Source organism: Thalassotalea ganghwensis (assembly GCF_053485795.1).
On sequence record NZ_JBQRUM010000006.1, the window covers coordinates 204,395 to 229,165 of the forward strand.

Sequence of the window (24,771 nt, forward strand, 5' to 3'; positions counted from 1 at the left end):
ATGGCTTTCTTATTTTCACCTCGCTCAAGAGCATTTGCGGATGAATCGTTAGAAAGCTATATGTTGAGGGTGGTTTCGGAAAACTATTTCTCATCTTATAGAACGCTAAGCTTAGCTATAAAAGACGAGTTACAAAGGGTTGATGCTGAGGCTAGGGGGGCTTTCCCTATTGATTTGAAATTATTGAATATTTATCACGCAAAACAAGATAGCTTGTTCCGTGTTAGAGCCTTATCTTTGGTTGAAGAGCTTCTGAGGCTCCCTAAGTATGAATTACTCAAACTCGCTTTATTCCGTTCAGATAAGCGCTTTATGTCGTCTAAGGCTTTTATTTACCGTGCCAACACTGATATTCCTTTAAACTTTGTTCGATATGCCGGCCAAACAAAATTTTCCATTCCTGTTTGCCCAAGCTGCATAAAAGAAGAAGCGTACATTAGGCAAATATGGCACTTAAAGCCTTACAAGGTTTGTGCTATTCACCAGCAAGATTTACTTAAACATTGCCCTGAATGCAAAGAATATGTGAATTATATTGACCAGGAGTCAATTACTCATTGCTCTTGTGGTTTTGATTTGAGGACTGCTAATACAGAGCTTACTTGCCATAAAGATCATCTAGTTTCAGCAGCATTTTTTAATAAAGAGATTGTCAATGATAATCCCCTACTTGCTGATATTGATCTATCGGGTAAGTTTTCCGCAATCGCATGGTATCAAGCCAGAAAAAAAACTCATGATTTTGATAGTGAAGAAATAATTACCTATTTTCGCAATTGGCCCGAATGCCTCGCAAATGAACTAAGTGAATTAAAAAAACAAGCTAAGATGAAGTTGTTAAATGAGTTTAACAAAACACCGTTTAGTTTTATTTTTGGTCAATTGATTACAGACTCGTTTAGCTTATCTCAAAACAAATCTGAGCCTCACTTTATAACTAATTTTATCAGTAAGTTTCTTTTTGAGCTCGTGGATGAGAATCCTAGAAGAAATGAGCCTAATATCGCAGATATGCTGTTAACGATAAGTGAGACCGCAGCTATTTTATCGACTTCATATGAACAAGTTTATCGACTCTATGAGACGGGTATTTTAAAGGTAGCTATTAAACAAAAACTGCATCAAAAACTGCGTTCGAGTGATGCTGTTTTTTATTTAAGGCAAATAATAGAACTTAAAAAGAGTTACGGCTTATTTCCACAGGGAATGTTTGTTTCAAAATGGTAGAAGTAACAAAACTCAGCGAACTGCTAGAGATTACTAACGTCAAAGAAAGGGATAATATAATCAGAAAGCAATTTGCAGCCTATACTCCGCCAATTGATGTGACTGATAATGAGACAGAAGCGTTGAGCATTTTGCTTAATCTAACGTTCAAAAGAGGAACTATTGAAGACCTGTCTGATTTTGACGTTGCAAAAGAGACTTTAAAAAATGAAGAACATATTCAAAAGTGCCTTAGAGAGGTTGAGTGGCTTCACAGTCACAATTTAAAATATCCTGATATCCGAGTCAGTAAACAACGTCTGATTTCAGAGCCTTTAACCGCGATAGACAATGTTATAAGCAGCGCCAATTGTAATTACGTACTCGGTTGGTCCCACGATAGTAAAACTATTAACTTGTCTAAACTCTTCGTTTCTCCATTTCGCTGGAGAGGTAATACTGTTTGCTTAGCTAGACTTTTGGCTGATGAAAACGACTTATGGGCCCAAATATTTAAAGCTCATGGAATTACACTAAAGTACTACCGTAAACTTTGTCTGGCAGTTAAAACAAGCTTACCTAACAGTGAATTACCGAATTCTGTTGATAGATACTCCATTCAAATGCAATTTCCGTATGGCAATAGTTACGTTGCGATCACTCCGGTTACGAGCCATGCTATTCAAAGTGAGATTCAGCAAATTTCAAGTCAAAAGGAAGGACGATTTGCTTACGTCGCGCACAGTAGGCCTAGCTCAGTAAGCGAATTTGTTAGTTCAGTCGGGGGCAATATCGCTGTGTTTAATTATCCACCGAGATTAAACAGAAACTTAAAGAGCTTTAGTGAGCTTAGTCGGGAAAAAGTCGCTGCTGGTGAAGCCGTCTTCAATAATAAGGCGCTTTCTTCAACTTACTTTACGAAAGCACTAGACACCTTACTATACAGTTTTCGAGAAATAACTCACAAAAATCGGCGTCGTAAAAAACTCAATAGTTATAAGCGAATCCGATCAGGGTTAGTGCAATGGCTTCGACCCATAATAGAATGGCGCTCAGAAATAAATGCAAATGATGAAGAAATAGGCTCTCTTAACGCAACATCACCACTGATTCATAGTCTGTTAACTGTAGAAAAGAAAATTAGTGAGCCGACCCTGTCTTCTCTTTTCGTGATTTTGAATAATCATTTAGTAAACAAATACGCATTTCACCCTGATTTAATAATACCATTAAGAGGATTACTTGCAGGCATAGTGAATAAATTGCCTAACTTATCGCAGCACGCAGGTTTTGAAAAAGAACAACAATATTGCCAACGATATTTATATATAAAGAATATCCAGGTTTTTGATGCACAGGCGCTTTCCAACCCATATTGTTTAGGTATTCCTTCGTTAACAGCCGTTTATGGTATGACACATAATTACCAGCGACGAATTAACGAGTATCTGAATACAGATATCCGATTAGGGTCTTTTGCTTGGTACTTAAGAAGTTACAGTGCCGTTTCTGGAACAAATTTGCCTGAGTTTACGCTGCAAAAATCAGGTTCAAGATCCGCTAGTTTCCGAAGGACTGGAATTATAGACACTAAACTTTGTGATTTGACATTTGATCTGGTCATCAAAGTTTATGGTGATGAAGAAGATCTTTCTTTACTTACTAATGAACAAGACGCTCTAATGTCGGCATTCCCCTCTAAGTTTGCTGGTGGAACAATGCTTCCAAATGTCAGTGCATCTGCAGATTGCTGGTGTAACTTGTTGGAAAGCGAAAATGAACTTTTTGCAAAACTCAATAAACTTCCAAACTTTGGTCAATGGGTATTGCCAGAATCTAGAAATATCGCGACTTTGCCTGAGTTAATTGAAACTATTAAAGAAGACAGGCATATTGCTCCAGTAAATTTAGGGTTTAGTTTTCTTGAAGAACCCAAAGCACGAAACAATTCGTTAGAGAAATTCCATTGCTACGCAGAACCGTTAATTGGCCTTGTAAGGTATACAGACGCGTTGGATTTAAAGCTCAGTGGCATACGACACTTCATGAAGAAGGCATTCTGGCAGCTAGACACTCATACGTACTATCTAATAATTAATAAGGCAAACTGAGATTATGGAACTATGTAATACAAAGTATGATCGCTCGCTTTATCCCAGCAAGGCAATCTTTTATTACCAAACGGATGAAAGCGACTTTGTACCTCTTGAAGCTGAAGTTAGTTATATTCGAGGAAAAAAAGCCAGCTTTGCTGAGGGCTATAATTCAGATTCAACTCCTAAAAATAATGCCCCGCAGGATCTTGCTCATGCTAACCTGCTAGCTATGGAAGAGTGTTACGTGCCACCAACCATCGAAGAAATTTATTGTAGGTTTTCTTTAAGGGTTGAAGCGAACTCCTTAAGGCCATCGGCTTGTGCAAACATAGATACAGCTGAGTATCTATCTGAGCTTGCCTCTAATTTCAAAAAAAATGGAGGTTATCAAGAATTAGCCTTGCGTTACGCTAAAAATATCCTGCTCGGCACTTGGTTATGGAAAAACCAAAATTCAGGTGATACAAATATTACCGTTAAAACTAGCACTGGTACTGTGTATCAGATAGATAATACTAGATTACTCTCTTGGGATGCTGAATGGTCAGAGGATGCAAAAAAAGAACTACTGGAATTTGCCAATGAGTTAACCAAAGCATTAACTGAACCTCGACGTTATTGGTCTGCGGATATTACAGCAAAGATAAAGACTGCATTTTGTCAGGAAATTTTTCCAAGCCAACCTCTATTAACTGGTGACAGAAAAACAGCTTTGCAAAAAAATCTTAGTAAGACAAAGTGCCGAGATGGGAAAGAAGCTGTCATATTGCATCGCGTTAAAATAGGTGCAGCAATTCAGCTAATTGATGATTGGTGGTCAGATGAAAATAGCAAAAGGCTGAGAGTACATGAATACGGTGCAGATCAAGATTATGGCATTGCACATCGAGCACCTGGTTCGAAGGTAGATTTTTTCAGTATATTTAGTCAGATGAAAAATTTTAATAAAAATTTAAAGAAAACAACTCACGTGATTGAACCTGAACTATATTATTTTTTTGCAGTGCTCATAAAAGGCGGCGTATTTACTAAGAAGCAAGGTAATTAGCGGTGAAACGTTATTATTTCTACGTCAAATTCCTGCCAGAAACAGCCAATGTAAAACTGCTTGTTGGCAGATGCCTATTCATTCTCCATGGATTTATAAAGAAACGAGGTCTGAACGACCTAGGTGTTAGTTTTCCTTTATGGTCCGAATCTTCAATTGGCTCTGTAATAGCCTTTGTTCACCACGATATAAGCCTTTTAAAAAAGCTTAAGGAACAAGGGTATTTTAAGGATATGGTAGCTTGCGGTTTTTTCGAAATAGGCGAAGTCACTGAAGTTCCTGAATATTGCTTAGAAGTCAGATTTAAGCGAAATCAGCTAATAAATAAAATAACTCATGGTGAAATTAAACGTCGCATGAGACGACTCAAAAAAAGGGCAGAAGCTCAAGGGAGAGAATTTAGTCCTAAAAAATTATCGACTCCTAGGGAAATTGGTCATTTTCACTTAATTCATGTCAGAAGTTTAAGTACTAATACAGACGCTGAGCACTACATCCAAAAGGAAAACGTTGAAAGCACTCAAAAGCTTAATCAGAACTTTAACAATTACGGATTCGCAACAAATGAAAAAAACACAGGCACTGTTCCAGATCTTGGCAAGATAATTAATTAGATTTTACCCAAAAATCTAGGCAGACAAATAACTCATTGATAAATTTAAACAATTTTCTTCCCCTTGATAACATGGTTTTATAATGTTCTGCGACTAATCTATTGACTAATAATTGTGTTTTTTGCATTGTTAATACCTAACCGCCGTGTAGGCAGCTGAAAATTTGATGCAGAAAAAGATGACTTAAACGACAAACCTAACCGCCGTATAGGCAGATAAAAACAATATTTTTAAAACAAAGGCGTATATATGCCTTTGTTTAAATTCTCTTAATGATAATTTAAACAAACTTTTATTAAGCCTAAAGTAAGTTAAATTTTTTATGGGTGACTATTCACCTCTATTGAAACACTTCCCTGTTTATTGGTTTGGCATTGTTAGATTGAAAATTTTACTCGTCAACAAAACGTACTAAAAATAGAGAGTAGAATCTTTCTTATTATCCAAATTCAAAGAAAGAGCACAAATTTTAAAGTAGTACCTGATGCTCAAAAGGGGATGTTCGAAGACAGAAATCGAGTTAATTAGGTTTTTAATAGGTTTTGATTTGTTGCAATTGAGTAGAGTTAAAGACGGTGCTTGAGTTTTCTATCCTTATAAGGAAATTACTTCAAAACGCATGTTAATTGGACAGTATTTTTTGCCAGTATAAAATTTTTATGGTAATGGTACTTAGTTTGCTGGCTTTCAATTAAAGTATGGTTGGCGCTTCCTTAAGTTGAGCCTTGACAACCGAGTAGGTAGCTGAAAAAGGCGGCAGAGTACCTTAAACGTTAATTATTTAATAATCTGCCGAGTAGGCAGCTAAAAACTCTGTATATTGGTTGCTTATTATCGTGAAAAATAGCTTCTAGCCTTTCTAATCATATTCAGGTAAGTCAGAAAAAACTTTCGCTAATGATCTCTGATCAATATTTTCATCAATTAACGGGTATAAAACATGCTCTTCTTTCATGTTGTGATTTGATAGCAGACGTTCTAACTCGACGACTTCAGGAAGTTGACCTGTATCCCCATGTTTGAGTTTACGATCTATGCTACTTAGTAGATTAATAATTAATTCATGTTCTGAGCACATAACATTAATTGGGCCAGCTGCCATTGGCAAAATACTTTCAATATAAGGAAATAAGACTTTTTCTTCCCATGCAATATGCTTTTTTAAGTCTTTTTTAAATAAGTTAAAAAAGTTAATGTTTGGTTCAGTAATTTTTGGAAGATCTGATTTGAACGCTAAAAATAAACAATCTAAACGCCTGTGGTCGGTAGAGAAAAATTGATTGATTAATGACATAAACTGACCCTATAAACTTAACATTAAAGTACGTTACCCTATCATTCGTCGTTGACTTTGCAATTGATTGTTTTAGGTAATCACAATGGCAAGTGAGGTACCTCTTTGTGGGCATATAAGTCAGTTTAAAAATGAGTAAAATATCGATACGAGCTTACGAATTGAGAAATCGTTTATGAGTAAAATGTATCAAGAACTACTTGAAATGGCGAAGAACCAAGATCAGCCTCAGCGGTTGTTATTTCTTTTTACTGAGCCTGAAGGACATAACCCCAAAAAAAGCAAAAAACATCAAAAAGGGCATTTGAACCCTGTTATGTGTGTAGATAAGTTACCAGAAGAAGTAGAGTCTTTTGACGATTTAGTGAAGGAAGCTGATACAATTGCAAAGAATTGGCAGTTTGTTTTTGTTTCCGGTTTAAGTGGTCAGAATCAACAAGCACCGACGACAGAGGATGCTGAACCGTATTTGAATAGAATGACGAATGATTTAATTACAGGACAAAATATAGCCCGTTACCTGGTGTTGGACAGAAAAGGCCAACCTATTGAAATGATGGTTAATTAATTGCGTAAATTGTTTGCGTCACTCATTTTGTTGGTGACCTTTTTTGTTAGTCATTCGGTAAACAGCCAATCTTTAACAATAGCGGTTGCCAGTAACTTCTATGCGAGTGCAATAGAGCTTGCACGAGCTTTTGAACAACAACATGATATAAAAATACAGGTAGCAACGGGAGCGAGTGGCGCTTTATATGCGCAGATAATAAAAGGAGCGCCTTTTGATTTGTTTTTATCAGCGGATAAAAAGCGACCTGAACTGTTATATCAGCAAGATCTAGCCTATCAGAATCAACGTTATACCCTAGGTATACTGGGGTTATGGATGCCTAAACAACAGCTTTCATTCAATGGTGAACAACTCGAAAAATATCAAGGTAAGTTAGCGATTGCTAACCCCAAATTGGCTCCCTATGGTGTCGCTGCTGAGCAAGTGTTAAAAAAGCTAAATTTAGATGTGTTGTTTCAATCAAAAATCATTATTGGTAACAACGTTAATCAAGCATTTCATTATGTTGATTCGGGAAATCTCGACGCAGGGTTTGTGCCGTTGTCATTACTAAAACGTGCTCAACAACGATCTCCACAGGCTAATAATCGTAAGTATCATCATTTTTGGTTAGTTCCAACGGACTTTTATCAACCGATAGAGCAACATGCAGTGATACTCAAGCGCACTAAGCAACAGCAATGGGCAAAAAAGTTTCTTGAATATATTCGCTCCGACTCGGTTCAACAAAAACTGCAAGAACAAGGATATCAGCACATAGAATTAGCTTTTGAATAACGCTATGACAATGATCAGCATGACTATCCAAGATAGTGAGAGTAGCAACCAGAAGGAGACCTTACTTTGTTTTTCTTTTGCCTCGGGAACATCCACTAAAAATGCAGGGTTCGGGTGAGTAAGATCCTGTAAAAATTGTTCTATTGTAACGTATCGTCTTTCTGGGTTTATTTGAACACCTTTTTCTAATGCACGATCAAACCAAATTGGGATAATCGGGTTATGGTAACTGGCACTAATATAACGAAGTCGATCATAATCAAAAGCATTTCGACATTCATCTATACCATCGCCATAAGGCAGTTTGCCAGTGAAAATTTCATATGTGATAGTCGCTAAAGCATATAAATCCCCTTGTATTCCGGTATTCTTACCCAATAAGTATTGAGGATCTGAATAGGTTGCTGTACCTAGCGCACCTTCATGCACAATTGGACTGTACATCTCTGCGGTACCTGCAACAAATGTCGAACCAAAATCAACGATTTTAATCTCATTTTTCTCGTTGATTAGGATGTTTCCAGGTTTTAGATCCTGATGTATCGTCTCTTTCTCATGGAACCCTTTTAATCCTTGCGCAATTTGTTTGACGATATTTATCGCGGCTTTGGGAGTAGGAAGTGGGTTCTCCATCATCCAGTGTTCTAAACTGATGCCTTCTACATATTCCATTAAATAGTATAAACAAGACCGAGGTCGTGCTTGTGGAAGAACTTTGACGATTTTGTTGCTACTTAAACGTTTCCCAATCCACTCTTCTTGAATAAAGCGATCAATATAATGAGTGTCGTCACTATAATTTAAAGAAGGCGTCTTCATAACTAAGCGCTCACCAGAGCTTATATCGTTTACTAAATAAAGTTGAGATCGACTGCTGGCAAATAGTTCTTTTTCAATGGCAAAACCATCTAGCTTCATGCCGGGCTTTAGCGCTGGAGGGAAAGGCAAGCGAGTAAGTTTCGTGTTAAAATCGTCTAAACTTTCTCTAGCGATATGATTAATTTTTGCAACAACACAAGATAAGTTGTCATCACTGCCATTGTCTAATGCTAGTTGCACCAGTTTCTCTGCCTGCTCCTGTTCACTTATCTGCTCAGACAAAACGTCTAGTATTGTTTGTTCATCAATAAACTCATGTACCCCGTCCGTTGAAAGCAAAAACTGATCTTCTGGCTCAATGGAGACCTTGCCGTAGTCAATATGTAAATTATTATCCATACCCATTGCACGGGTTAAATAGCTTTTACCTTCACCGATGTATGCACAATGGTCACGTGTTAACTGTTTAAGTTCACCATTTTTAATGAGGTAAATTCGGCTGTCTCCAATATGGAAAAAATGGGCAGTTTGTGATTTGAATACTAAACCGACAAAGGTACATAGGTAACCTTTTTGTTCAGTAATGAATTCGTGACTTTTTTTGAACAGTGATAAGTTGGTGGCTGAAAGTATCTTTTCTCCGCAATGTCCAACAGACCAAGTATCTGGCGATAAGTAATAATCTTCGACAAATCGACTCACAGCAGTAGAACTCGCTTGTCGACCGGCTTCCGCGGTGCTTACGCCATCTGCTAGTGCACAACAAATACCTTTATTAACAATATCTGAGTCACTCTCCGGAACTTTATATGCTACCGCGTCTTCATTAACATTCTTTATGCCAGCTAAAGACTGACTTCCAATTGATGCCTGAAGGCGACTTGATTTATCGGTCACTGTACTCCACCTTTTTTAAACGGGATCAAATGGCAAAATAATCCTTTATCGTCATTTATTACAAAAGATAAAGTGAGCCAAGGTCGACTCACTTTATCCTTACTATGATACGTTTAACTAAGAAACGTCAATCATATGCACTGTACCATCTTCTAAAACTTCTGCTATTTGGCCTCTAGGCTCATCCATAAACATTAATGTAAATAGACCGACTAGCGCTGTGCCAGCAATGACAAAGAAGAATGTGCTGTAATCTACAAATGACAATACGGTTAGGAAGGTCACCGCTCCAACGTTGCCATATGCCCCAGTCATGCCGGCAATTTGGCCTGTCATTCTGCGTTTAATTAGTGGTACGACAGCAAATACCGCTCCTTCACCTGATTGGACGAAGAACGAGCAGCTCATCACAATAACCACTGCAAGCCATAAAGACCATTGAGAATCAACCATTCCCATCAATGCGTAACCTGCGGCTAACCCCGCGGTTAAGATCATTAATGTTGACTTACGACCGAATTTGTCCGAAATCCAACCTCCTGCGGGGCGTGACATCAAGTTCATGAATGCGTACGCACCTGCAACTAAACCAGCAATAACCGGATCTAAACTAAAAGTTTCAGCAAAGAATAACGGTAGCATTGAGACAACGGCGAGTTCAGAACCGAAGTTGGTAAAGTACAAGATGTCCAATACAGCAACTTGCTTAAACTTATAGCGATGCAGTTCAGGAACGGGTTTTGCGAAGACATCTTTATTTACTTGCCATACTTTATGAATTTCAAATAGATATAAGGCTCCTAAGCCAAAATAGATGCCAATAACGACTTCTTGGCTTAACATGTTGACACCCGTTGGAGAGAGTTTCCAAGCTAATAACGCTAGCGCTGCATACATTGGGATCTTCATGATGAGCAATAGGAAGAAATCGTATACTGACGTAACTTCCATAGCACCAAGATTCTTGGGTTTAAAATAGGTAGAACCTTTAGGAGTATTGGTAACGTTTGCGTAGTAGACAAACGCAAATAATAAGCTTATTAACCCAGTTAAGCCGATAGCATAACGCCATCCATCTTCGCCACCAAACAATACTGCGATTGTTGGTAATGTAAATGCCGCAGCAGCAGAGCCAAAGTTACCCCATCCACCATAAATACCTTCGGCGGTTCCTAATTCATTATGAGGGAACCACTCAGATACCATGCGAATACCAATAACAAAGCCAGCGCCGATAAAACCGAGCATAAAGCGTGCAATGGCGGCTTGAGTAAAGTCGTTGGCAAAAGCAAACATAAAGCAAGGAATTGAACATATCGCCAATAAGGCCGAATAAACTATCCTCGGACCGTATTTATCGGTGAGCATACCAATAATGACACGCGCCGGAATAGTTAAGGCAACGTTTAAAATCAATAGCGTTTTGATTTGATCTTTGGTTAGACCTAAAGATTCTTTAACAGCGGCCAGTAGTGGAGCAAAGTTGAACCAAACAAGGAAGGTGATGAAAAATGCCATCCAGGAAAGGTGCAGTATTTTCATCTTACCGCTGAACTTGAGTATGTTAAATTTGTCTGTGGACATAGGGGTAACTCCGTTTTAACGTAATTTGTTAACGTGTTTCGTTGTCCTCATTATCTTATTGACCCTTCTAATAATATTGACCTAAATCAAGTTTTCTAGCAGTGCTAAAGTTAGTGCCAAAGCCTGATACCTATTAGGGGTAACTGCGTTGAATGCCCTGCAACTATTGTGTACTGGGAGGAGGCTACCTATTAAGTGATAGGGGAGGTAGGCAAGATTTTCTACTTGGATACTAAGAGGTATTGCAACTCCAGTATTTGTCATTGAAAATACTAGTGCTTTTATAATCGAATATTTGTAAATCATGCAAACTCATCATAGCAAAGCCAATATCGCACTCATACTTGCAACGTTAACCTTTGCAGCAAATTTTTCTGTATGGGTCTTGTATGCCGTGTTAGGTATTCAGTTAAAAGAGGATTTGCTACTTTCTGCTACGGAGTTTGGTTTTCTCTTGGCAGCGCCAATGTTGACTGGCGCCATTCTTAGGTTACCCGTTGGCTTTTTGGTGGAAAAATATTCTGCGAAAAAAGTTTTCTTAGTGCAAATGGCAATCTTAGTGCCACCACTGCTATTACTTCGAACAGCAGATACCTTGCTTGACTACATGATGATTGGCGCTTGGATAGGTATTTCGGGCGTGTCTTTTACCATCGGTATTCGTTATGTTGTTGATTGGTTTGAATCCAAATATCAAGGTACCGCCATGGGAGTGTTTGGTGCAGGCAATGCCGGGGCCGCGATTACTTTGATTATCGCCCCTTATATTATTGAGCATTATGGCATGTCGATGATCGGACCTTTATATGCCGGTGGAATGCTTTTCGTTATTTTACTCTTTGCGTTTATTGCACCTGAAACACCGAGTTATTTAAAAGCACCTGAGCATATTAAGTGGCGTCAACATTTAGCCCCTTTAAAGCAGCTAAAAGTTTGGCGCTTTGGCCTATATTATTACTTTGTTTTTGGCAGTTTTTTAGCGTTAACTTTATGGTTACCTCATTATTATGTGGCAGCATATGGCTTGACCATGCAGCAATCGATGGCGCTCACTTTATTATTTGTGGCAAGTTCAAGTTTAGTGAGAGCTGTGGGCGGATGGTTTGCAGACAAATATGGTGCGAGAAAAGTTAATTGGGGTGTTTTTTGGGTGTGCCTTGTCTGCTTGTTCTTTCTGAGTTATCCACCGACAACCATGGTGATTCAAGGTGTCGAGAAGCAAGTGAATGTTCATATAGAGATCAATGTTTGGTTATTCACGTTTTTAATTTTTACTATCGGTATCGCTCAGGGGTTTGGGCGGGCGAGTGTTTATAAAATCATTTATCAATATTACCCAAAACAAATGGGCAGTGTTGGTGGCATTGTCTCGATGGTTGGCGCCCTAGGTGGCTGTACTTTGCCAATTATGTTTGGTTTGGCTGTTGATTTTATTGGGGTTTATACCGCTTGTTTTATGCTGCTATATGGTGTGTTAGCGACATGTATGGTGTTGATGTATTACGCCAATCAGCAAGAGCAGTATCAGCAGCGAATAGCCCATGCGATCGAACAAAACTTTTTAGAGCGAGAATAAGTAAACACTATGCTAAATATAACTGATGTAGCACAAGAGCAAAAAATTACGCCGTTTTTTCGCTTGGGCTTCCGACCTTTCTTTTTATCGGCTTGCCTCTTCTCTTTAATTGCTTTACCGATTTGGTTAGCTTATTTGATCTTTCACATTGATGTTGCGCCTTATGGTGGCAGTTTTTGGTGGCATGGTCATGAAATGATTTTTGGTTTTGCTGTCCCAGTAATCGTTGGTTTTTTATTAACAGCAGTACAAAACTGGACCGGTATTCAGGGAGTTCGAGGTGGAAAACTGGTGCTACTCTTCGGGGTTTGGTTGTTAGGTCGGGCACTACTGTTGTTTAATCCGGCTAGTGTGCCCCCTTTATTAATAGCGCTAATTGATCTGATATTTTTACCAGTAGCGGCTATTATGATCAGTTGGCCTATTGTTAGAATCAAGCAATGGCGAAACTTGTTTTTCTTACCGCTTTTATTACTGCTTACGCTAATGAATGCATTAAGCCATTTGTCGGTTATTTCAGGAGAAGCTTATCCTGCTGCGATGTCCCATGGACATTATGGGGCGATCATGATCATCACCGCGGTTATGGTAGTCATGGGGGGAAGAGTTATTCCTTTTTTCACCGCCAATGCGACCAAAAAACCGCGTAAACCGGCGCACTTATGGTTAGAAGTAATCAGCTTAATAAGTGTTTGGATGGTGACGTTTTGGTTTGTCTTTGGAATGAACTTTTCCATTACTACCCAATACCCCATTGGCTTTTTAGTTTTGATTGCAGGCCTGAGTAACCTCATGCGATGGAGTCGATGGCGATTTTTTTCGACATTATCTAATCCGTTACTTTGGTCTTTGCATATCGCCTATTTATTTATTCCCGTCGCCTTTTTGTTTCTAGCTGGGCATTTGTTGTTAGGATACTTTTCGTTGAGTACCGTGTTGCATCTTATGACCGTAGGGGCAATGGCTAATTTAATCTTGGCCATGATCGCCCGGGTATCACTTGGTCACACAGGAAGAAAACTTGAACTGCATGCTGTCATGCCATTTGCTTTCATTTTAATGATATTAGCGGCGCTGGTACGTTTTGTGGGTACAAGCTATGTGCCACAATACTCGACTATTGTTTGGTTGATAACCGGGGTGCTGTGGTTTGTCGCTTTTGGAATATTTAGTTGGGTATATTGGCCAATATTAACTAAACCTCGTGCAGATGGTCGACCTGGCTAGTCGTTCCACAGATGGAGCAGTTAGTTGCTTTGACGATATTAAATGTTTGAGTATCCATCGCCAATGCGTCGACTAACAGTAATTTCCCAAACAAAGGTTTACCAAGTGAAGCAAGCACTTTTATAGCCTCTATCGCTTGAATAGAGCCGACCATTCCAACCAACGGTGATAATACTCCTGCTTCAACACAAGTTAACTGTTGTTCACCAAAATGTTGGCTTAAACAATGGTAACAAGCACTTTCTGGTTTCATGTCGAATACCGCGACTTGACCTTCCATGCGGATGGCTGCACCGCTAACCAAAGGCGTTTGATGCGCAAAGCAATATTGGTTAATTTCATTTCGCGTCGATAAGTTATCACAGCAGTCTATCACCAAATCATGCTGGCTAATCGCTTCGCTTAACCGAGAGTCAGCTAATCGGGTCTCAATCGTGTTGATGGTAACTTCACTATTAAGCGCGGTTAACGATTGCTTTGCTGATAAACATTTAGCTTGACCAATATTGGCTTCACCGTGAAGAACTTGCCGCTGTAAATTGGAACTATCAACATGATCATCGTCGACTAAGGTTATTTCACCAACCCCCGAACAAGTTAGATACTGAGCTACAGCACACCCTAAACCGCCTACCCCAATGATGATGACTTTGCTATTCCAAAGCTTTTCTTGGCCGTCAATATCCATGGCTTTTAGCATAATGTGTCGACTGTAACGCATTAGTTGTAAGTGACTCAGTTCTTCTTTTGGGGTATTCGACATATGAAATCTCAATCATTTCTTTCAGTGGTAGGTACTATAAATCATTTGGTAAAAGCTTCAATCTCACGCTGTGAGTAAGGTGTTACCTATACGGTGGTATAGTGCCAAGTTAGTGGGAGTAGTGGCTGCTTTTATTTGATTTAAATCAATTAATTTCAAGTAGAGCCGAGTATGGTGGAAGCATAAAAATCTGTGCTGGCTCGTTGGCACCTTAGGTGATTTAGCTAGGTGACTTAGATGAGCTGGCCATCCAATTTGCTCTACTGGAGAGATAACATGAAAGCACAAAAACGACTACCTCTAAAATTAACCCTACTTGCATCTACAATAGCTTTGGGTCTGCCGGCACAAGCAGAGGTGCTTGACAGTATTTCCAAGGCAGTTAAAGACTCGACGACCAATGTTAATCTACGCTATCGCATCGAAAGTGTTGACCAAGATGGCATAGAAAAGGATGCATTGGCGTCGACCTTAAAAAGTCGATTAACATGGAAAACGGCACCGATTGACGGTATCAGTGTTAATGTTGAGGTGGATAATGTGACTGCCATTGGTACGGATAATTATAATTCGACCGCCAACGGAAAAGGGCAGTATCCGGTCGTTGCAGATCCTGAAGGGACCGACTTAAACCAAGCAAACCTAAAATATAGTGGTGAGCAATTAACCTTTATTGCAGGTCGTCAACGTATCGTACATGACTCACAGCGCTTTATTGGTGGTGTTGCATGGCGACAAAATGAGCAAACTTTTGATGCGACTCGTTTTATCTATAAAGCATCCGATGCGCTTACACTTGATTACAGTTATGTGTTTAACATTAATCGCATATTTGGCCCCAATGACGGTGCACAACCTGCTGATTGGCATGGCAACTTTCATTTAGTCAATGCCAAATGGATAGCCAGTAAAGATCATAAGTTTACGGCATTTGGCTATTTACTTGACAATGAAGTGGCTGCAGGAGCCTCAAGTAATACCGTTGGCATCGATTATAGTGGCAATTTTGGCGCAGTGACGGCCAATCTCAGTTATGCCAAACAAACCGATGCCGGCGACAATAGCAATGATTTTAGTGCCAATTACTATAAAGCGGAACTTAGCGGCAAGCTCGGAGAAGTAAAGCTTAGTGCAGGTATTGAAGTGCTAGGCAGCGACAATGGCGTCGGTTTTAGCACGCCTTTGGCTACGTTGCATAAATTTCAAGGTTTTGCTGACAAGTTCTTAGGCACACCAGGTAATGGTATTGAAGATGTATATCTATCGGCAGTCACCAAGGTGTCAGGAGTTAAGTTAGTTGCAACCTATCATGATTTTAGCGCGAGTGAAGGCAACATGAGTTACGGCACTGAAATAGATTTGGTGGCAGCATACAAGTTCAACGAGTCAACCAGTGGTTTATTAAAATTTGCTTCTTATGATGCTGATGAGCTAGGTACGGACACTACCAAGCTTTGGGCTATGATGACGTTTAGTTTTTAACTGAAAACTCAATATGATCTACCTCTTTTGAGGTAGGTCACTATCTCTTTTGCTAAATTGTTTAGTTGAATCTGATTCGCTAAGCTGCGGTTAAATTAAAAACCTAGCATTTTTGCCTAAGCGAAAGTATGGCAAAAATGCCGTAACCATTTAAGTTACCGGGCAATTCGAGAAATTTAATTGCTTCCCGTATTTGGAAAGGTGTTTTAAGTGTAAATGTTATCAGTGGATTCTTTATTCACTGCTCACTTGTCATCTTGCCAATAAAACAAAGTAGGCAGGATTATGCTCTCAGATAACTTTGGTCGTCATTTTCAATATCTAAGATTGTCGATAACCGATGTCTGCAATTTTCGTTGCAATTATTGCTTACCCGATGGTTACGATTGTAACCAAGATCGTAACTTTCTGACGTTCAACGAGTTAGAGACGTTAGTAGCGGCATTTGCGCAGTTAGGTATGAAAAAAATACGTTTGACTGGTGGTGAGCCTGGATTGAGAAAAGATCTTACCGACATCATAGCGTTGTGCCATCAAACCGATGGAATTGAAAAAGTTGCTTTAACGACAAATGGTTTTAATTTGGCGCAAAAAGCCAATGAATGGGCGAAAGCAGGACTAACTGCAATAAATGTCAGCGCTGATAGCATTGATGCAAGGCTGTTCTCGGCGATAACAGGAAGCGACAAACTCGCTAATGTATTAAATGGGGTCGAGCAAGCGGCACAAGCAGGTATCGAAAACGTTAAGCTTAATGCCGTTCTGCTGAAACAGTTTAATTTTTTTCAACTTCAAGATTACCTCGCATGGATCAAACAACGAAAGGTGACTATTCGATTTATCGAACTAATGAAAACTGGCGATAATCAAGCGTTTTTTGACCGTAATCATGTATCTGGTGAAGAGATAAAAACAAGGTTGCTGGCTGACGGCTGGCACCAGAAAATTAGACACAATTTGGATGGGCCTGCACAAGAGTTTACTCACCCAAACTCGATGGGGGGTGTAGGTTTAGTTATGCCGTATAGCAAAGACTTTTGTAAAAGCTGTAATCGTTTACGAATGTCTGCGCAAGGTAAATTGCATTTATGCCTGTTTGCGGATGCTGGTTTTGACATCAGACCTTGGCTTTCCTCTGGAGATGTGCGTGGCACCAAAGAAGCGATTATCGCCGCGTTACAAAATAAAGTTGCTGCCCATCAATTACATCAAGGCTTTGTCGGTGGCACACGCCACTTGGCAATGCTTGGGGGCTAGCCATGAAATTACCACTACATATAGATTTAGTTGGATTGATACTCGCTGGAGGAAATTCAACGAGAATGGGAACAGATAAGGCACAATTATCGATTGAAGGCCATTCGATGCTTGATCGAACAAAAGCCTTATTAAAAGCTGTCGGTGCTGAAACGATCTTGATCAGTCGCAATAGAGCGGGCTATTTAGCCGACAAATATAAAAATGCAGGGCCAGTAAGTGGTATTTATACAGCGCTTGAGCACTTGCTTGCCAGTAGAAAGAGAAAACAACCTCAAAATACGCTACAAGCGTTGCTCATCATGCCAATAGATATGCCTTTACTTGATCAATCTCTCTTATCAGAGCTCGTGCTATGTGGTGCGGAAATGCATACAGCATTATGTTTTAAAGAGCACCCTTTACCATTGTTTTTACCTGTGTGTGAAGAAGCATTAGAGTGCGCAAAAATCGTTGTAGAAAGTGAACATCGTTCAGTAAAACGCTTTGTCAGTATACTGAGGTGTTCAAGTATCACCACGAAAGAGCAATTAAAATTTATCAATACCAATGATCCGGTTCAATGGGAATTTGCCGTTGAACGCCTTACCAATACAGGACTATCGTAAATGTCACATTACCAATTACCCTTTACGTCGCTCAATATAGCCGTGTTGACTGTTTCTGATACGCGTGATGAACAAACCGATACATCGGGCGCTTATTTTGTTGAAGCTTTGCTCGAATCAGGGCACGAGTTGATCGATAAAACCATCGTTAAAGATGACATTTATCAAATTCGCGCGGTGGTTTCACAGTGGATAGCTAGCAATGATATTCAAGCGGTTTTAGTGACGGGCGGGACAGGATTTACCGCGCGTGACTCAACTCCTGAAGCAATGATGCCGCTTTTTGACAAGCAAGTTGAAGGATTTGGCGAATTGTTTAGACAAGTTTCATATCAAGAAATTGGTACCTCAACATTGCAATCAAGAGCGATCGCTGGCGTGGCAAATGGCACAGTCATTTTTTGTGTACCTGGCTCTACTGGCGCTTGTAAAACTGCTTGGCAAGCCATCATTAAGCAACAGCTCGATGCAAGCCAAAAACCTTGTAATTTCGTACCGCACCTGAAAAATGCGCGTCAACAATGTGAATCGAGAGGCTAATCATGCTTACTCACATTAACCATCAGGGACAGGCAAATATGGTCGACGTTTCTGATAAACAAATTACTCAGAGAACGGCACGTGCAGAAGGCTATATATCGATGTTCTCAGACACTTTTCAAGCGGTGGTCAACAATCAACATAAAAAAGGCGATGTTATAGCAACTGCAAGAATTGCGGGTATACAAGCTGCAAAGAAATGTTCGGATTTGATCCCTTTATGCCACCCGCTAGCGCTGACCAAAATCGATGTGAATTTTGACTTGGATGAAACGTACAACCGCATAAAAGTGACAAGTTTCTGTAAGTTGTCAGGGCAAACCGGTGTTGAAATGGAAGCGTTAACAGCGGTTACTGTTGCGCTATTAACGTTATTTGATATGTGTAAAGCCATGGATCCTATGATGGAAATCTCAGAAATCAAGGTCGTGGATAAAGCTGGTGGTAAATCAGGGCACTGGGATAGAAATCAAGAATTAAGTGAGTGAATCAATGATAAAAGTTAAATTTTTTGGGCAACTAAGAGAGCAGCTCGATTGCCAAGAAATCATGGTTGACCTTCCTGAGCACCGTTGTGTTGACGGCTTACTTGAAAACTTATGTCAACAGTCGGAAAAGTGGGCGCGTTATTTAACTGCTAATCAGGTACTGGTTGCGGTTAATCATACGATGTCTTCTAAAGAGCAACAAATTAATCAGGGTGATGAAGTAGCGTTTTTTCCTCCTGTCACTGGGGGCTAGCGAATGATTAGCGTACAGCAGGAAGATTTTGATATATCGAGTCAATACCAATTACTTACTCAAGACGCTGAAAGTGAAGGTGCAATTGTGATGTTTACTGGCTTGGTGCGTGACTTTAATCAAGGCAGCCGTGTTGCCAATTTAACATTAGAACATTATCCCGGTATGACAGAGAAATCTCTTGTAGATATTGTTATGCAAGCTAAGCAGCGCTGGTCATTGGGCAAGGTTAGACTAATCCATAGGGTTGGGAAACTATCACTTGCAGATCAGATTGTCTTTGTAGGGGTTTCAAGTAAACACCGAGAAGCGGCATTTGAAGCCTGTCAATTCATTATGGATTACTTAAAAAATCGCGCACCGTTTTGGAAGAAAGAAACCACTCAACAAGGCCAAAGATGGGTGAATTTTAATCAAAAAGATAAAGAAGCTGCGGATAGGTGGGAGTAGCTTCTCTTCTTTTGAAGCATTTATTTTTCATTGGCTTATAAGGCCCTAAAGTGATGAATTTTCAAATGCCGTATAGAACGTATAAAAGACGGTCAATAACTTTCAAATTCATGCTATTAACTTTATAACCCGGTCGCTCAATTAACTTAATTTCTGCGTCATTATTTGTTAGAGCAAAAGCAGTTATCCCTCCATTTCAACAGAAACCGTTCAATAAGAGTTTAATGGCATGAACTTTATAATTTTAAATCATACACCTATACTAGTTCTGTGCGCTCTAATGAACATGATAGGAATGTAAATGATTGGAAAAAATCGTGATTTAGAAGCTGAGAACATGGTGCTAAAACAAATGCTTCAGCAACTTACAGAAGAGCGCGATAAATACAAAAAGTTATTTGAAGTGTCTGGTGATGCTCTCTCTATTATAAACTTGGATACAGGCAAGTTTATAGAGTGTAATCAGTCCGCTGTTGAAATGCATGGTGTGGGAAGTAGTGATAATTTTATCAATTTAACTCCTTCAGAACTATCACCTGAATATCAACCATGTGGCAAGCGTTCGGATCATATGGCGGGTGAATATATAACAAAAGCAATGACGGAAGGCCCGCAACTTTTTCAGTGGACTCATTCTCGGCTCGATGGTTCTACTTTTCCTTGTTTAGTGTCATTAACAGCACTACCACTTGGTCAAAGTAACTTAATTCTGGCGATTGGTCGAGACATCTCTGAACTAGTTAAAGCTCAAGAAGACCTGAATGAAGCATCAATGAAGAAAAAGGAACTTGAGCGAGCTTATTTAGGGGAAAAAGAAAAGTTTGAAAAGTTCGTCGACCTTGCACCTGTGGGTATTGCGATAAACTCAATTGCTGACGGAAGCTTTGATTTTGTTAATGACACCTTTAGCGATATTACTGGTTACAGTGTTAATGAGTTGAACCAAATGGATTATTGGCAACTCACCCCTAAGAAGTACGAAAAACAAGAGTTGGAACAGTTAGAGTCACTAAATAACGTGGGGCATTATGGCCCATACCTCAAAGAGTACATCCATAAGTCAGGCGATACTTATCCCGTCTTGTTGTCTGGCATAAAAATTACAGATAGCAAAGGTGCAACATCGATATGGTCAGTCGTTCAAGATATGTCACAGCAAAAGGAAATTGAAAAGCAAATACAAGATTCAAAAGATATAGCGGACAACTTGGCATTAAGACTTCAGTTGGCAAATGATTCCGCTGGAATTGGAGTATGGGAGTGGGATTTGATATCTGGTGAGTTGGTTTGGGATAAATGGATGTATAGACTTTATGGTATTGCTGAATCACAATTCTCAGGAGCATATGAAGCTTGGGCTAATAGTGTTCACCCTGATGATATTGAGTACGCCAAATCAAAATTAGAAGCAGCAATTGATGGCTCGGACGTTTATGCCCCTGAATTTCGAGTGGTTCATCCTGACGGAAAGATTAGATACATTAAAGCGAGTGCAGAAGTGCTAAGGGATAGCAACGGTAAAGCCCTAAAAGTAGTCGGTGTTAATTATGATGTCACTGAAAAAACAAATGCTTTCCAAATATTATCAAGCGCCAAAGAGGCCGCTGAAAGTGCCGCCAAGGCAAAAAGTGACTTTTTAGCAAACATGAGTCATGAAATACGTACTCCAATGAATGCTATTCTAGGTGGTTTACAACTTCTTAAAGACGTTAAATTAACACCTGATTTAAAACAAGTGCTCAACAATGCCTCATTTTCGGCCCAGTCTTTATTAACCATCATTAATGATATACTCGACTATTCAAAGATTGAATCAAATAGTTTGGAGCTAGAGCAAGCGCAGTTTTCATTAACAGAAGTGTTGGAATCGGTTAAGTACGACTTAGATGCACTTGTAAGCGCCAAACGAATTAAGTTCTTGGTTAAGGAAAATAAGAATTTTGTTGAATATTGGTTGGGTGATTTGGTTAGGGTAAAACAAATCATCCTCAATATGGCTTCTAATGCTGTTAAGTTCACCGATGTCGGTAGCGTAAAAGTTAACGTAGGCTGCCAAAACAAAGAAGGACTACCTGCACTTTTTGTAGAAGTAATAGATAGTGGTATTGGTATGAGTGATGAAGCAATCTCAAGGATATTTGAGCGATTTACCCAAGCCGATACCTCAACTACCAGAAAGTATGGTGGCACGGGTCTGGGTATGTCCATCACCTTACGTCTTATTGAAATGATGGGGGGCAACATTGAAATTACAAGTAAGGAGGGAGAAGGTACGAAAGTTGAAGTTATATTGCCTTTAAAACAAGTTCAGATGATTAAGGAAGCAAAAAAACAAAAATCATTATCCGCACCTAATTTATCCAATAAAAAAATACTTATTGCTGAAGATAATCGCATTAACAAGGTTTTGATAGAATCGATGTTGAAGGCTACCTATGCCAAATTAACCATTGTTGACAACGGTCAACTCGCACTTGATGCCCTTGAGGAAGAGTGTTTTGATTTAGTCTTAATGGACATTCATATGCCTGTTATGGACGGTGTTGAAGCTCAGCGGCGCATAAGTACTATCAATCCAAATGTACCTGTTGTAGCTCTAACTGCAAACGTGATGAAGCAGGATGTAGAGAGCTACCTTGCTCAAGGTTTTGTTTCTCATGTTGCCAAGCCTATTGATATTAATGATTTGTATGGCTCCCTTAAAAACATCTTCGGTCAATAATTTTAGGGCTAAATACGTAAGTGTCAGTTAACTCGTTGTTTTCCAAAAATGAGTTAATTGAACATCCGCTATCGAAACTAAATTTAAGATGTTCAATTGCTGTTGAACGGCCAAGTTTGGGGCTTTTCTGAGATTCGGCAACGAGCGAAAACGGACTTTTGAAATTAGTATTTTAGAATGAAGTTATTGACTAAAAATTATAAGTTCAGCATTCTCTAATGGATACAATAAAACAAAAGGATTTGAATATGCTAATAGCTAGACTTAGCTTAAAAATACTTTCTATCTGTATATTTCTATTTTCGGCAAGTGCCACCTCGTGTGAAAAAGCTCAAATGATAGATTATGACTATCAGATAAAAGAAACTTTGGGTAATGGTTATTCAACTTTTGGTAGATTATGGCTACTCGACAAAAAAGAAAAATGTATTAATTCATCGAAATACGGTGCTTGTATAAGTATTGAACCAATTGAAGATGCAGCAAGTTTAACGATTAAAATAACCAAAAAAGAAGGTACGTCTTCTACACATTCTCAAAAAATTAAATACAACTCCTCTGAAGTTATTCGATTTAATACTATGTCAATGGATGTATATCTAAAATTATACGTAAGTAATACCATTGCAGATTTAAAAATGTCTGGAAGATCTTGCGATAATGGTTTTCCGAATATACCTAGACAAGTTACACGTAAAGAATTAAATAACATGTTTCGGGGATAAGAGGTAATTCAACACTATTTTGGACATAAATGAGTTAGAGATATATATACTCCCTGAACAGCTAAAGGCTCTGGTGTTGCTTGATGTTTTGTCGAGTTGAGAGTTCGTTCGAATGTAAAAGTATATCTGTTCTTAGTTTTTCTGAGTTTTTATAAATAACGAAAAAAGCCACTGAACAATTAGAAAACTTAATAATATAGAGTGCAGGGGAAAATATTCCCCTACTAATTATTATAGAGTTGAAGCTAGCTGGTGCTTATAATTATGCAAGGCTGATTTTGCTGCGTTGTATTTTTTAGAATTGTTTTTAGTTAACTTTTCATTGTATTGAATAAATTTCTCTATTGCTTCTTCAGCAGAAACTATAGAATGCTCCATAGACTCTGCAGTTCTTGTGTTAAACACTAACTCCGTATCAACAGACTCATCTAAAAATATTTTATAAATTCGTTTTGTATTGAGTCCAACTTCAAACTTTACACCATCATTATCTTGAATCTGACGCTTCTCATTAATAGGAATATATCTAAACTCAATAATTAGCTTATTTTGTTCGTCATCGAATAATGCTCTTACTGCATCAGGTACATCATATGGAGAAAGCATAAAATGAACACGCCTAGTGGGTTTTGTATTAGTTTCACTTTGTGTGATAGTTGCAGTATCAGTTTCAATCCATCTTTTCATTATGCTAAGTCCTCAAGTAGAACCCCTAGAGTATTAATTATAGTTCTAAAAGCTTTTTCTGTTTCGACTTTATCAATCCCAGTTCTATTTTGGCTATCTAACACCACAACGCCCCACCTATTACCTGAAGCTGTTCTTACTGGTATTGCCATAAGAGAACGTGATAACTCTTTACCATCTTCAATATACGAATTAACAAGCACTAATGGAATATTAGTTCTTGTGCTGTATTTTCTTCTATTTTCAGAATTAGAAGCTGAACTTAGGCTAGGCAAGTTTTCAACATGAACTGAATAATCACTAGCCCAACATTGCCCAGCTACGCCTTCAGCATTTCTACCTTCATCAGGAACATGAAATACTGTTTTAGTATTCTTACTTAAATGCCCAGAGCGGAGTACAGGAACTAACCAACCTGTGCTTGGGCCTTTGCCTTCGATAATTGACTTAAAGCATGAGTATAAGTTCCAATTAAATCGGCGCCAACACCATTTTTTATACTTAAACAATGTAACTCTGTGTGAGTCATTACTGTCTTGCTGTAAATTGGCAAATGCTATTGATTGAAGCTCGTCTATTTGCACTTGCAACGCTTCCCAACAAACTTTATTGCCTTTTCGAGTCCAATACGTCCCCAGCCAAAATAAAAAAATTAATGCACCATAAGCAAAAAGAGAGTGTTCTTTTACAAACCCAAAATATTTATGAAACGTCGGATGTTCTAGCTTGTTTACTTTTCCAGCCCACTCTATTGAAGCGGCCATTAAGGGAGTGAAATAGCCAGCAAGGGTGATTAATTTTTCACCTCGCTTATGATTTGTACTTATTTTGTCCGTATTAATTATCAAAGTGAAACAGCTTCCGATGTCGTTAAAATTGTTATTAATATGAGTTTTAAATTTCTATCATGTTTTATCATATTTAATATCTATTTGCGACTTTTGGTATGAGCTACTAATTACTATTTCCTGATTTTTAGTTTTATTTTTGTCATTCTAGGCTTTCGGTGATTGCCTAATCTTAATCGGCAACTACTAACTCACAATACAATCCAATTTGAAAAGATGCAGAAACGAGTTACGCTGAT

Annotated in this window: 23 protein-coding genes and 1 riboswitch; of the genes, 17 read left to right on the forward strand and 6 right to left on the reverse strand. The window is 38.8% G+C overall.

The window, feature by feature from the left end:
• The 4 genes from ACSLUH_RS08460 to cas6f are packed head-to-tail and all read left to right on the forward strand — an operon-like array spanning position 1 to position 4,964.
• Positions 1 to 1,227 (forward strand): TniQ family protein, encoded by a 1,227-nt coding sequence (locus ACSLUH_RS08460; RefSeq protein WP_448565929.1) that lies wholly within the window; start codon positions 1 to 3, stop codon positions 1,225 to 1,227.
• Positions 1,221 to 3,317, forward strand: coding sequence for a type I-F CRISPR-associated protein Csy2 (locus ACSLUH_RS08465; RefSeq protein ID WP_448565931.1), 2,097 nt, complete (start codon positions 1,221 to 1,223; stop codon positions 3,315 to 3,317). Before ACSLUH_RS08460 ends, ACSLUH_RS08465 begins: the two co-directional genes overlap by 7 nt.
• A 4-nt stretch (positions 3,318 to 3,321) precedes the next feature.
• Positions 3,322 to 4,350, forward strand: coding sequence for a type I-F CRISPR-associated protein Csy3 (gene csy3, locus ACSLUH_RS08470; RefSeq protein WP_448565932.1), 1,029 nt, complete (start codon positions 3,322 to 3,324; stop codon positions 4,348 to 4,350).
• A 2-nt stretch (positions 4,351 to 4,352) separates the two neighbouring features.
• Complete coding sequence (gene cas6f / locus ACSLUH_RS08475) at positions 4,353 to 4,964, forward strand: type I-F CRISPR-associated endoribonuclease Cas6/Csy4 (RefSeq protein ID WP_448565934.1); 612 nt, start codon at positions 4,353 to 4,355, stop codon at positions 4,962 to 4,964.
• Between the two features lie 859 nt (positions 4,965 to 5,823).
• Here the strand turns inward: cas6f and ACSLUH_RS08480 are convergent.
• Positions 5,824 to 6,258 (reverse strand): hemerythrin domain-containing protein, encoded by a 435-nt coding sequence (locus tag ACSLUH_RS08480; protein WP_448565936.1) that lies wholly within the window; start codon positions 6,256 to 6,258, stop codon positions 5,824 to 5,826.
• 175 nt (positions 6,259 to 6,433) lie between these two features.
• Here ACSLUH_RS08480 and ACSLUH_RS08485 point away from each other — a divergent pair, with 175 nt between their 5' ends.
• Together ACSLUH_RS08485 and modA are read left to right on the forward strand one after the other, a co-directional pair.
• Positions 6,434 to 6,826, forward strand: a complete 393-nt coding sequence (locus ACSLUH_RS08485) for a ribonucleotide reductase subunit alpha (protein WP_448565938.1) — start codon at positions 6,434 to 6,436, stop codon at positions 6,824 to 6,826.
• Entirely contained in the window at positions 6,827 to 7,606 is a 780-nt protein-coding gene (modA, locus tag ACSLUH_RS08490) for a molybdate ABC transporter substrate-binding protein (RefSeq protein WP_448565940.1), read from the forward strand.
• Here modA and ACSLUH_RS08495 read toward each other — a convergent pair.
• Both ACSLUH_RS08495 and ACSLUH_RS08500 read right to left on the reverse strand, forming a co-directional pair.
• Positions 7,592 to 9,322: a bifunctional protein-serine/threonine kinase/phosphatase gene (locus ACSLUH_RS08495; RefSeq protein WP_448565942.1), complete on the reverse strand. Its 1,731-nt coding sequence runs from the start codon at positions 9,320 to 9,322 to the stop codon at positions 7,592 to 7,594. The genes modA and ACSLUH_RS08495 overlap by 15 nt on opposite strands.
• Positions 9,323 to 9,439: 117 nt before the next feature.
• Positions 9,440 to 10,906: a NarK family nitrate/nitrite MFS transporter gene (locus tag ACSLUH_RS08500; RefSeq protein WP_448565944.1), complete on the reverse strand. Its 1,467-nt coding sequence runs from the start codon at positions 10,904 to 10,906 to the stop codon at positions 9,440 to 9,442.
• Positions 10,907 to 11,210: 304 nt separating this feature from the next.
• Here ACSLUH_RS08500 and ACSLUH_RS08505 point away from each other — a divergent pair, with 304 nt between their 5' ends.
• A complete protein-coding gene (locus ACSLUH_RS08505; RefSeq protein ID WP_448565946.1) occupies positions 11,211 to 12,482 on the forward strand; it encodes an MFS transporter in 1,272 nt (423 codons plus the stop codon).
• Between the two features lie 9 nt (positions 12,483 to 12,491).
• A complete protein-coding gene (locus ACSLUH_RS08510; protein ID WP_448565948.1) occupies positions 12,492 to 13,709 on the forward strand; it encodes an NnrS family protein in 1,218 nt (405 codons plus the stop codon).
• Here the strand turns inward: ACSLUH_RS08510 and ACSLUH_RS08515 are convergent.
• Positions 13,678 to 14,472 carry a molybdopterin-synthase adenylyltransferase MoeB gene (locus ACSLUH_RS08515; RefSeq protein WP_448565950.1) on the reverse strand — a complete coding sequence of 265 codons (795 nt, stop codon included), beginning with the start codon at positions 14,470 to 14,472 and terminating at the stop codon, positions 13,678 to 13,680. The genes ACSLUH_RS08510 and ACSLUH_RS08515 overlap by 32 nt on opposite strands.
• A gap of 237 nt (positions 14,473 to 14,709) precedes the next feature.
• On the opposite strand from ACSLUH_RS08515, the gene ACSLUH_RS08520 reads away from it, so the two are divergent.
• The 9 genes from ACSLUH_RS08520 (at position 14,710) to ACSLUH_RS08560 (ending at position 22,997) form a co-directional block, all read left to right on the forward strand.
• On the forward strand, positions 14,710 to 15,954 hold the full coding sequence (locus ACSLUH_RS08520) for an alginate export family protein (protein ID WP_448565952.1): 1,245 nt from the start codon (positions 14,710 to 14,712) through the stop codon (positions 15,952 to 15,954).
• 88 nt (positions 15,955 to 16,042) lie between these two features.
• A riboswitch (molybdenum cofactor riboswitch) is annotated at positions 16,043 to 16,175 on the forward strand.
• Between the two features lie 64 nt (positions 16,176 to 16,239).
• Entirely contained in the window at positions 16,240 to 17,211 is a 972-nt protein-coding gene (gene moaA, locus ACSLUH_RS08525) for a GTP 3',8-cyclase MoaA (protein WP_448565954.1), read from the forward strand.
• A gap of 2 nt (positions 17,212 to 17,213) precedes the next feature.
• Positions 17,214 to 17,819 carry a molybdenum cofactor guanylyltransferase gene (locus tag ACSLUH_RS08530; RefSeq protein WP_448565956.1) on the forward strand — a complete coding sequence of 202 codons (606 nt, stop codon included), beginning with the start codon at positions 17,214 to 17,216 and terminating at the stop codon, positions 17,817 to 17,819.
• Entirely contained in the window at positions 17,820 to 18,359 is a 540-nt protein-coding gene (gene moaB / locus ACSLUH_RS08535) for a molybdenum cofactor biosynthesis protein B (RefSeq protein WP_448565958.1), read from the forward strand.
• Between the two features lie 2 nt (positions 18,360 to 18,361).
• Complete coding sequence (gene moaC / locus ACSLUH_RS08540) at positions 18,362 to 18,847, forward strand: cyclic pyranopterin monophosphate synthase MoaC (protein ID WP_448565959.1); 486 nt, start codon at positions 18,362 to 18,364, stop codon at positions 18,845 to 18,847.
• Between the two features lie 4 nt (positions 18,848 to 18,851).
• The gene (gene moaD, locus ACSLUH_RS08545) at positions 18,852 to 19,100 is read left to right on the forward strand and encodes a molybdopterin converting factor subunit 1 (protein ID WP_448565961.1); all 249 of its coding nucleotides are present in this window, start codon (positions 18,852 to 18,854) and stop codon (positions 19,098 to 19,100) included.
• 3 nt (positions 19,101 to 19,103) lie between these two features.
• Positions 19,104 to 19,550 (forward strand): molybdopterin synthase catalytic subunit MoaE, encoded by a 447-nt coding sequence (gene moaE / locus ACSLUH_RS08550; RefSeq protein WP_448565963.1) that lies wholly within the window; start codon positions 19,104 to 19,106, stop codon positions 19,548 to 19,550.
• 301 nt (positions 19,551 to 19,851) lie between these two features.
• Entirely contained in the window at positions 19,852 to 22,272 is a 2,421-nt protein-coding gene (locus tag ACSLUH_RS08555; RefSeq protein ID WP_448565964.1) for a PAS domain-containing hybrid sensor histidine kinase/response regulator, read from the forward strand.
• Positions 22,273 to 22,490: 218 nt separating this feature from the next.
• Positions 22,491 to 22,997, forward strand: a complete 507-nt coding sequence (locus ACSLUH_RS08560) for a hypothetical protein (protein ID WP_448565966.1) — start codon at positions 22,491 to 22,493, stop codon at positions 22,995 to 22,997.
• Between the two features lie 231 nt (positions 22,998 to 23,228).
• Here the strand turns inward: ACSLUH_RS08560 and ACSLUH_RS08565 are convergent, their stop codons facing one another.
• Entirely contained in the window at positions 23,229 to 23,684 is a 456-nt protein-coding gene (locus ACSLUH_RS08565; protein ID WP_448565968.1) for a hypothetical protein, read from the reverse strand.
• The gene (locus ACSLUH_RS08570) at positions 23,684 to 24,532 is read right to left on the reverse strand and encodes a hypothetical protein (RefSeq protein ID WP_448565970.1); all 849 of its coding nucleotides are present in this window, start codon (positions 24,530 to 24,532) and stop codon (positions 23,684 to 23,686) included. The genes ACSLUH_RS08565 and ACSLUH_RS08570 overlap by 1 nt, the downstream gene beginning before the upstream one ends.
• Positions 24,533 to 24,771: the final 239 nt, after the last annotated feature.

Excerpts from the sequence above, each read along its gene's own strand:
- ACSLUH_RS08510 (WP_448565948.1), top strand. The coding sequence starts at position 12,492 with ATGCTAAATATAACTGATGTAGCACAAGAGCAAAAAATTACGCCGTTT.
- ACSLUH_RS08520 (WP_448565952.1), top strand. The coding sequence starts at position 14,710 with ATGAGCTGGCCATCCAATTTGCTCTACTGGAGAGATAACATGAAAGCA.
- ACSLUH_RS08500 (WP_448565944.1), bottom strand. The coding sequence starts at position 10,906 with ATGTCCACAGACAAATTTAACATACTCAAGTTCAGCGGTAAGATGAAA.
- moaD (WP_448565961.1), top strand. The coding sequence starts at position 18,852 with ATGATAAAAGTTAAATTTTTTGGGCAACTAAGAGAGCAGCTCGATTGC.
- ACSLUH_RS08460 (WP_448565929.1), top strand. The coding sequence starts at position 1 with ATGGCTTTCTTATTTTCACCTCGCTCAAGAGCATTTGCGGATGAATCG.
- ACSLUH_RS08485 (WP_448565938.1), top strand. The coding sequence starts at position 6,434 with ATGAGTAAAATGTATCAAGAACTACTTGAAATGGCGAAGAACCAAGAT.
- ACSLUH_RS08560 (WP_448565966.1), top strand. The coding sequence starts at position 22,491 with ATGGATACAATAAAACAAAAGGATTTGAATATGCTAATAGCTAGACTT.
- moaE (WP_448565963.1), top strand. The coding sequence starts at position 19,104 with ATGATTAGCGTACAGCAGGAAGATTTTGATATATCGAGTCAATACCAA.
- ACSLUH_RS08530 (WP_448565956.1), top strand. The coding sequence starts at position 17,214 with ATGAAATTACCACTACATATAGATTTAGTTGGATTGATACTCGCTGGA.
- ACSLUH_RS08505 (WP_448565946.1), top strand. The coding sequence starts at position 11,211 with ATGCAAACTCATCATAGCAAAGCCAATATCGCACTCATACTTGCAACG.
- ACSLUH_RS08480 (WP_448565936.1), bottom strand. The coding sequence starts at position 6,258 with ATGTCATTAATCAATCAATTTTTCTCTACCGACCACAGGCGTTTAGAT.
- moaC (WP_448565959.1), top strand. The coding sequence starts at position 18,362 with ATGCTTACTCACATTAACCATCAGGGACAGGCAAATATGGTCGACGTT.
- ACSLUH_RS08565 (WP_448565968.1), bottom strand. The coding sequence starts at position 23,684 with ATGAAAAGATGGATTGAAACTGATACTGCAACTATCACACAAAGTGAA.
- ACSLUH_RS08515 (WP_448565950.1), bottom strand. The coding sequence starts at position 14,472 with ATGTCGAATACCCCAAAAGAAGAACTGAGTCACTTACAACTAATGCGT.
- csy3 (WP_448565932.1), top strand. The coding sequence starts at position 3,322 with ATGGAACTATGTAATACAAAGTATGATCGCTCGCTTTATCCCAGCAAG.
- moaA (WP_448565954.1), top strand. The coding sequence starts at position 16,240 with ATGCTCTCAGATAACTTTGGTCGTCATTTTCAATATCTAAGATTGTCG.
- ACSLUH_RS08465 (WP_448565931.1), top strand. The coding sequence starts at position 1,221 with ATGGTAGAAGTAACAAAACTCAGCGAACTGCTAGAGATTACTAACGTC.
- ACSLUH_RS08555 (WP_448565964.1), top strand. The coding sequence starts at position 19,852 with ATGATTGGAAAAAATCGTGATTTAGAAGCTGAGAACATGGTGCTAAAA.
- moaB (WP_448565958.1), top strand. The coding sequence starts at position 17,820 with ATGTCACATTACCAATTACCCTTTACGTCGCTCAATATAGCCGTGTTG.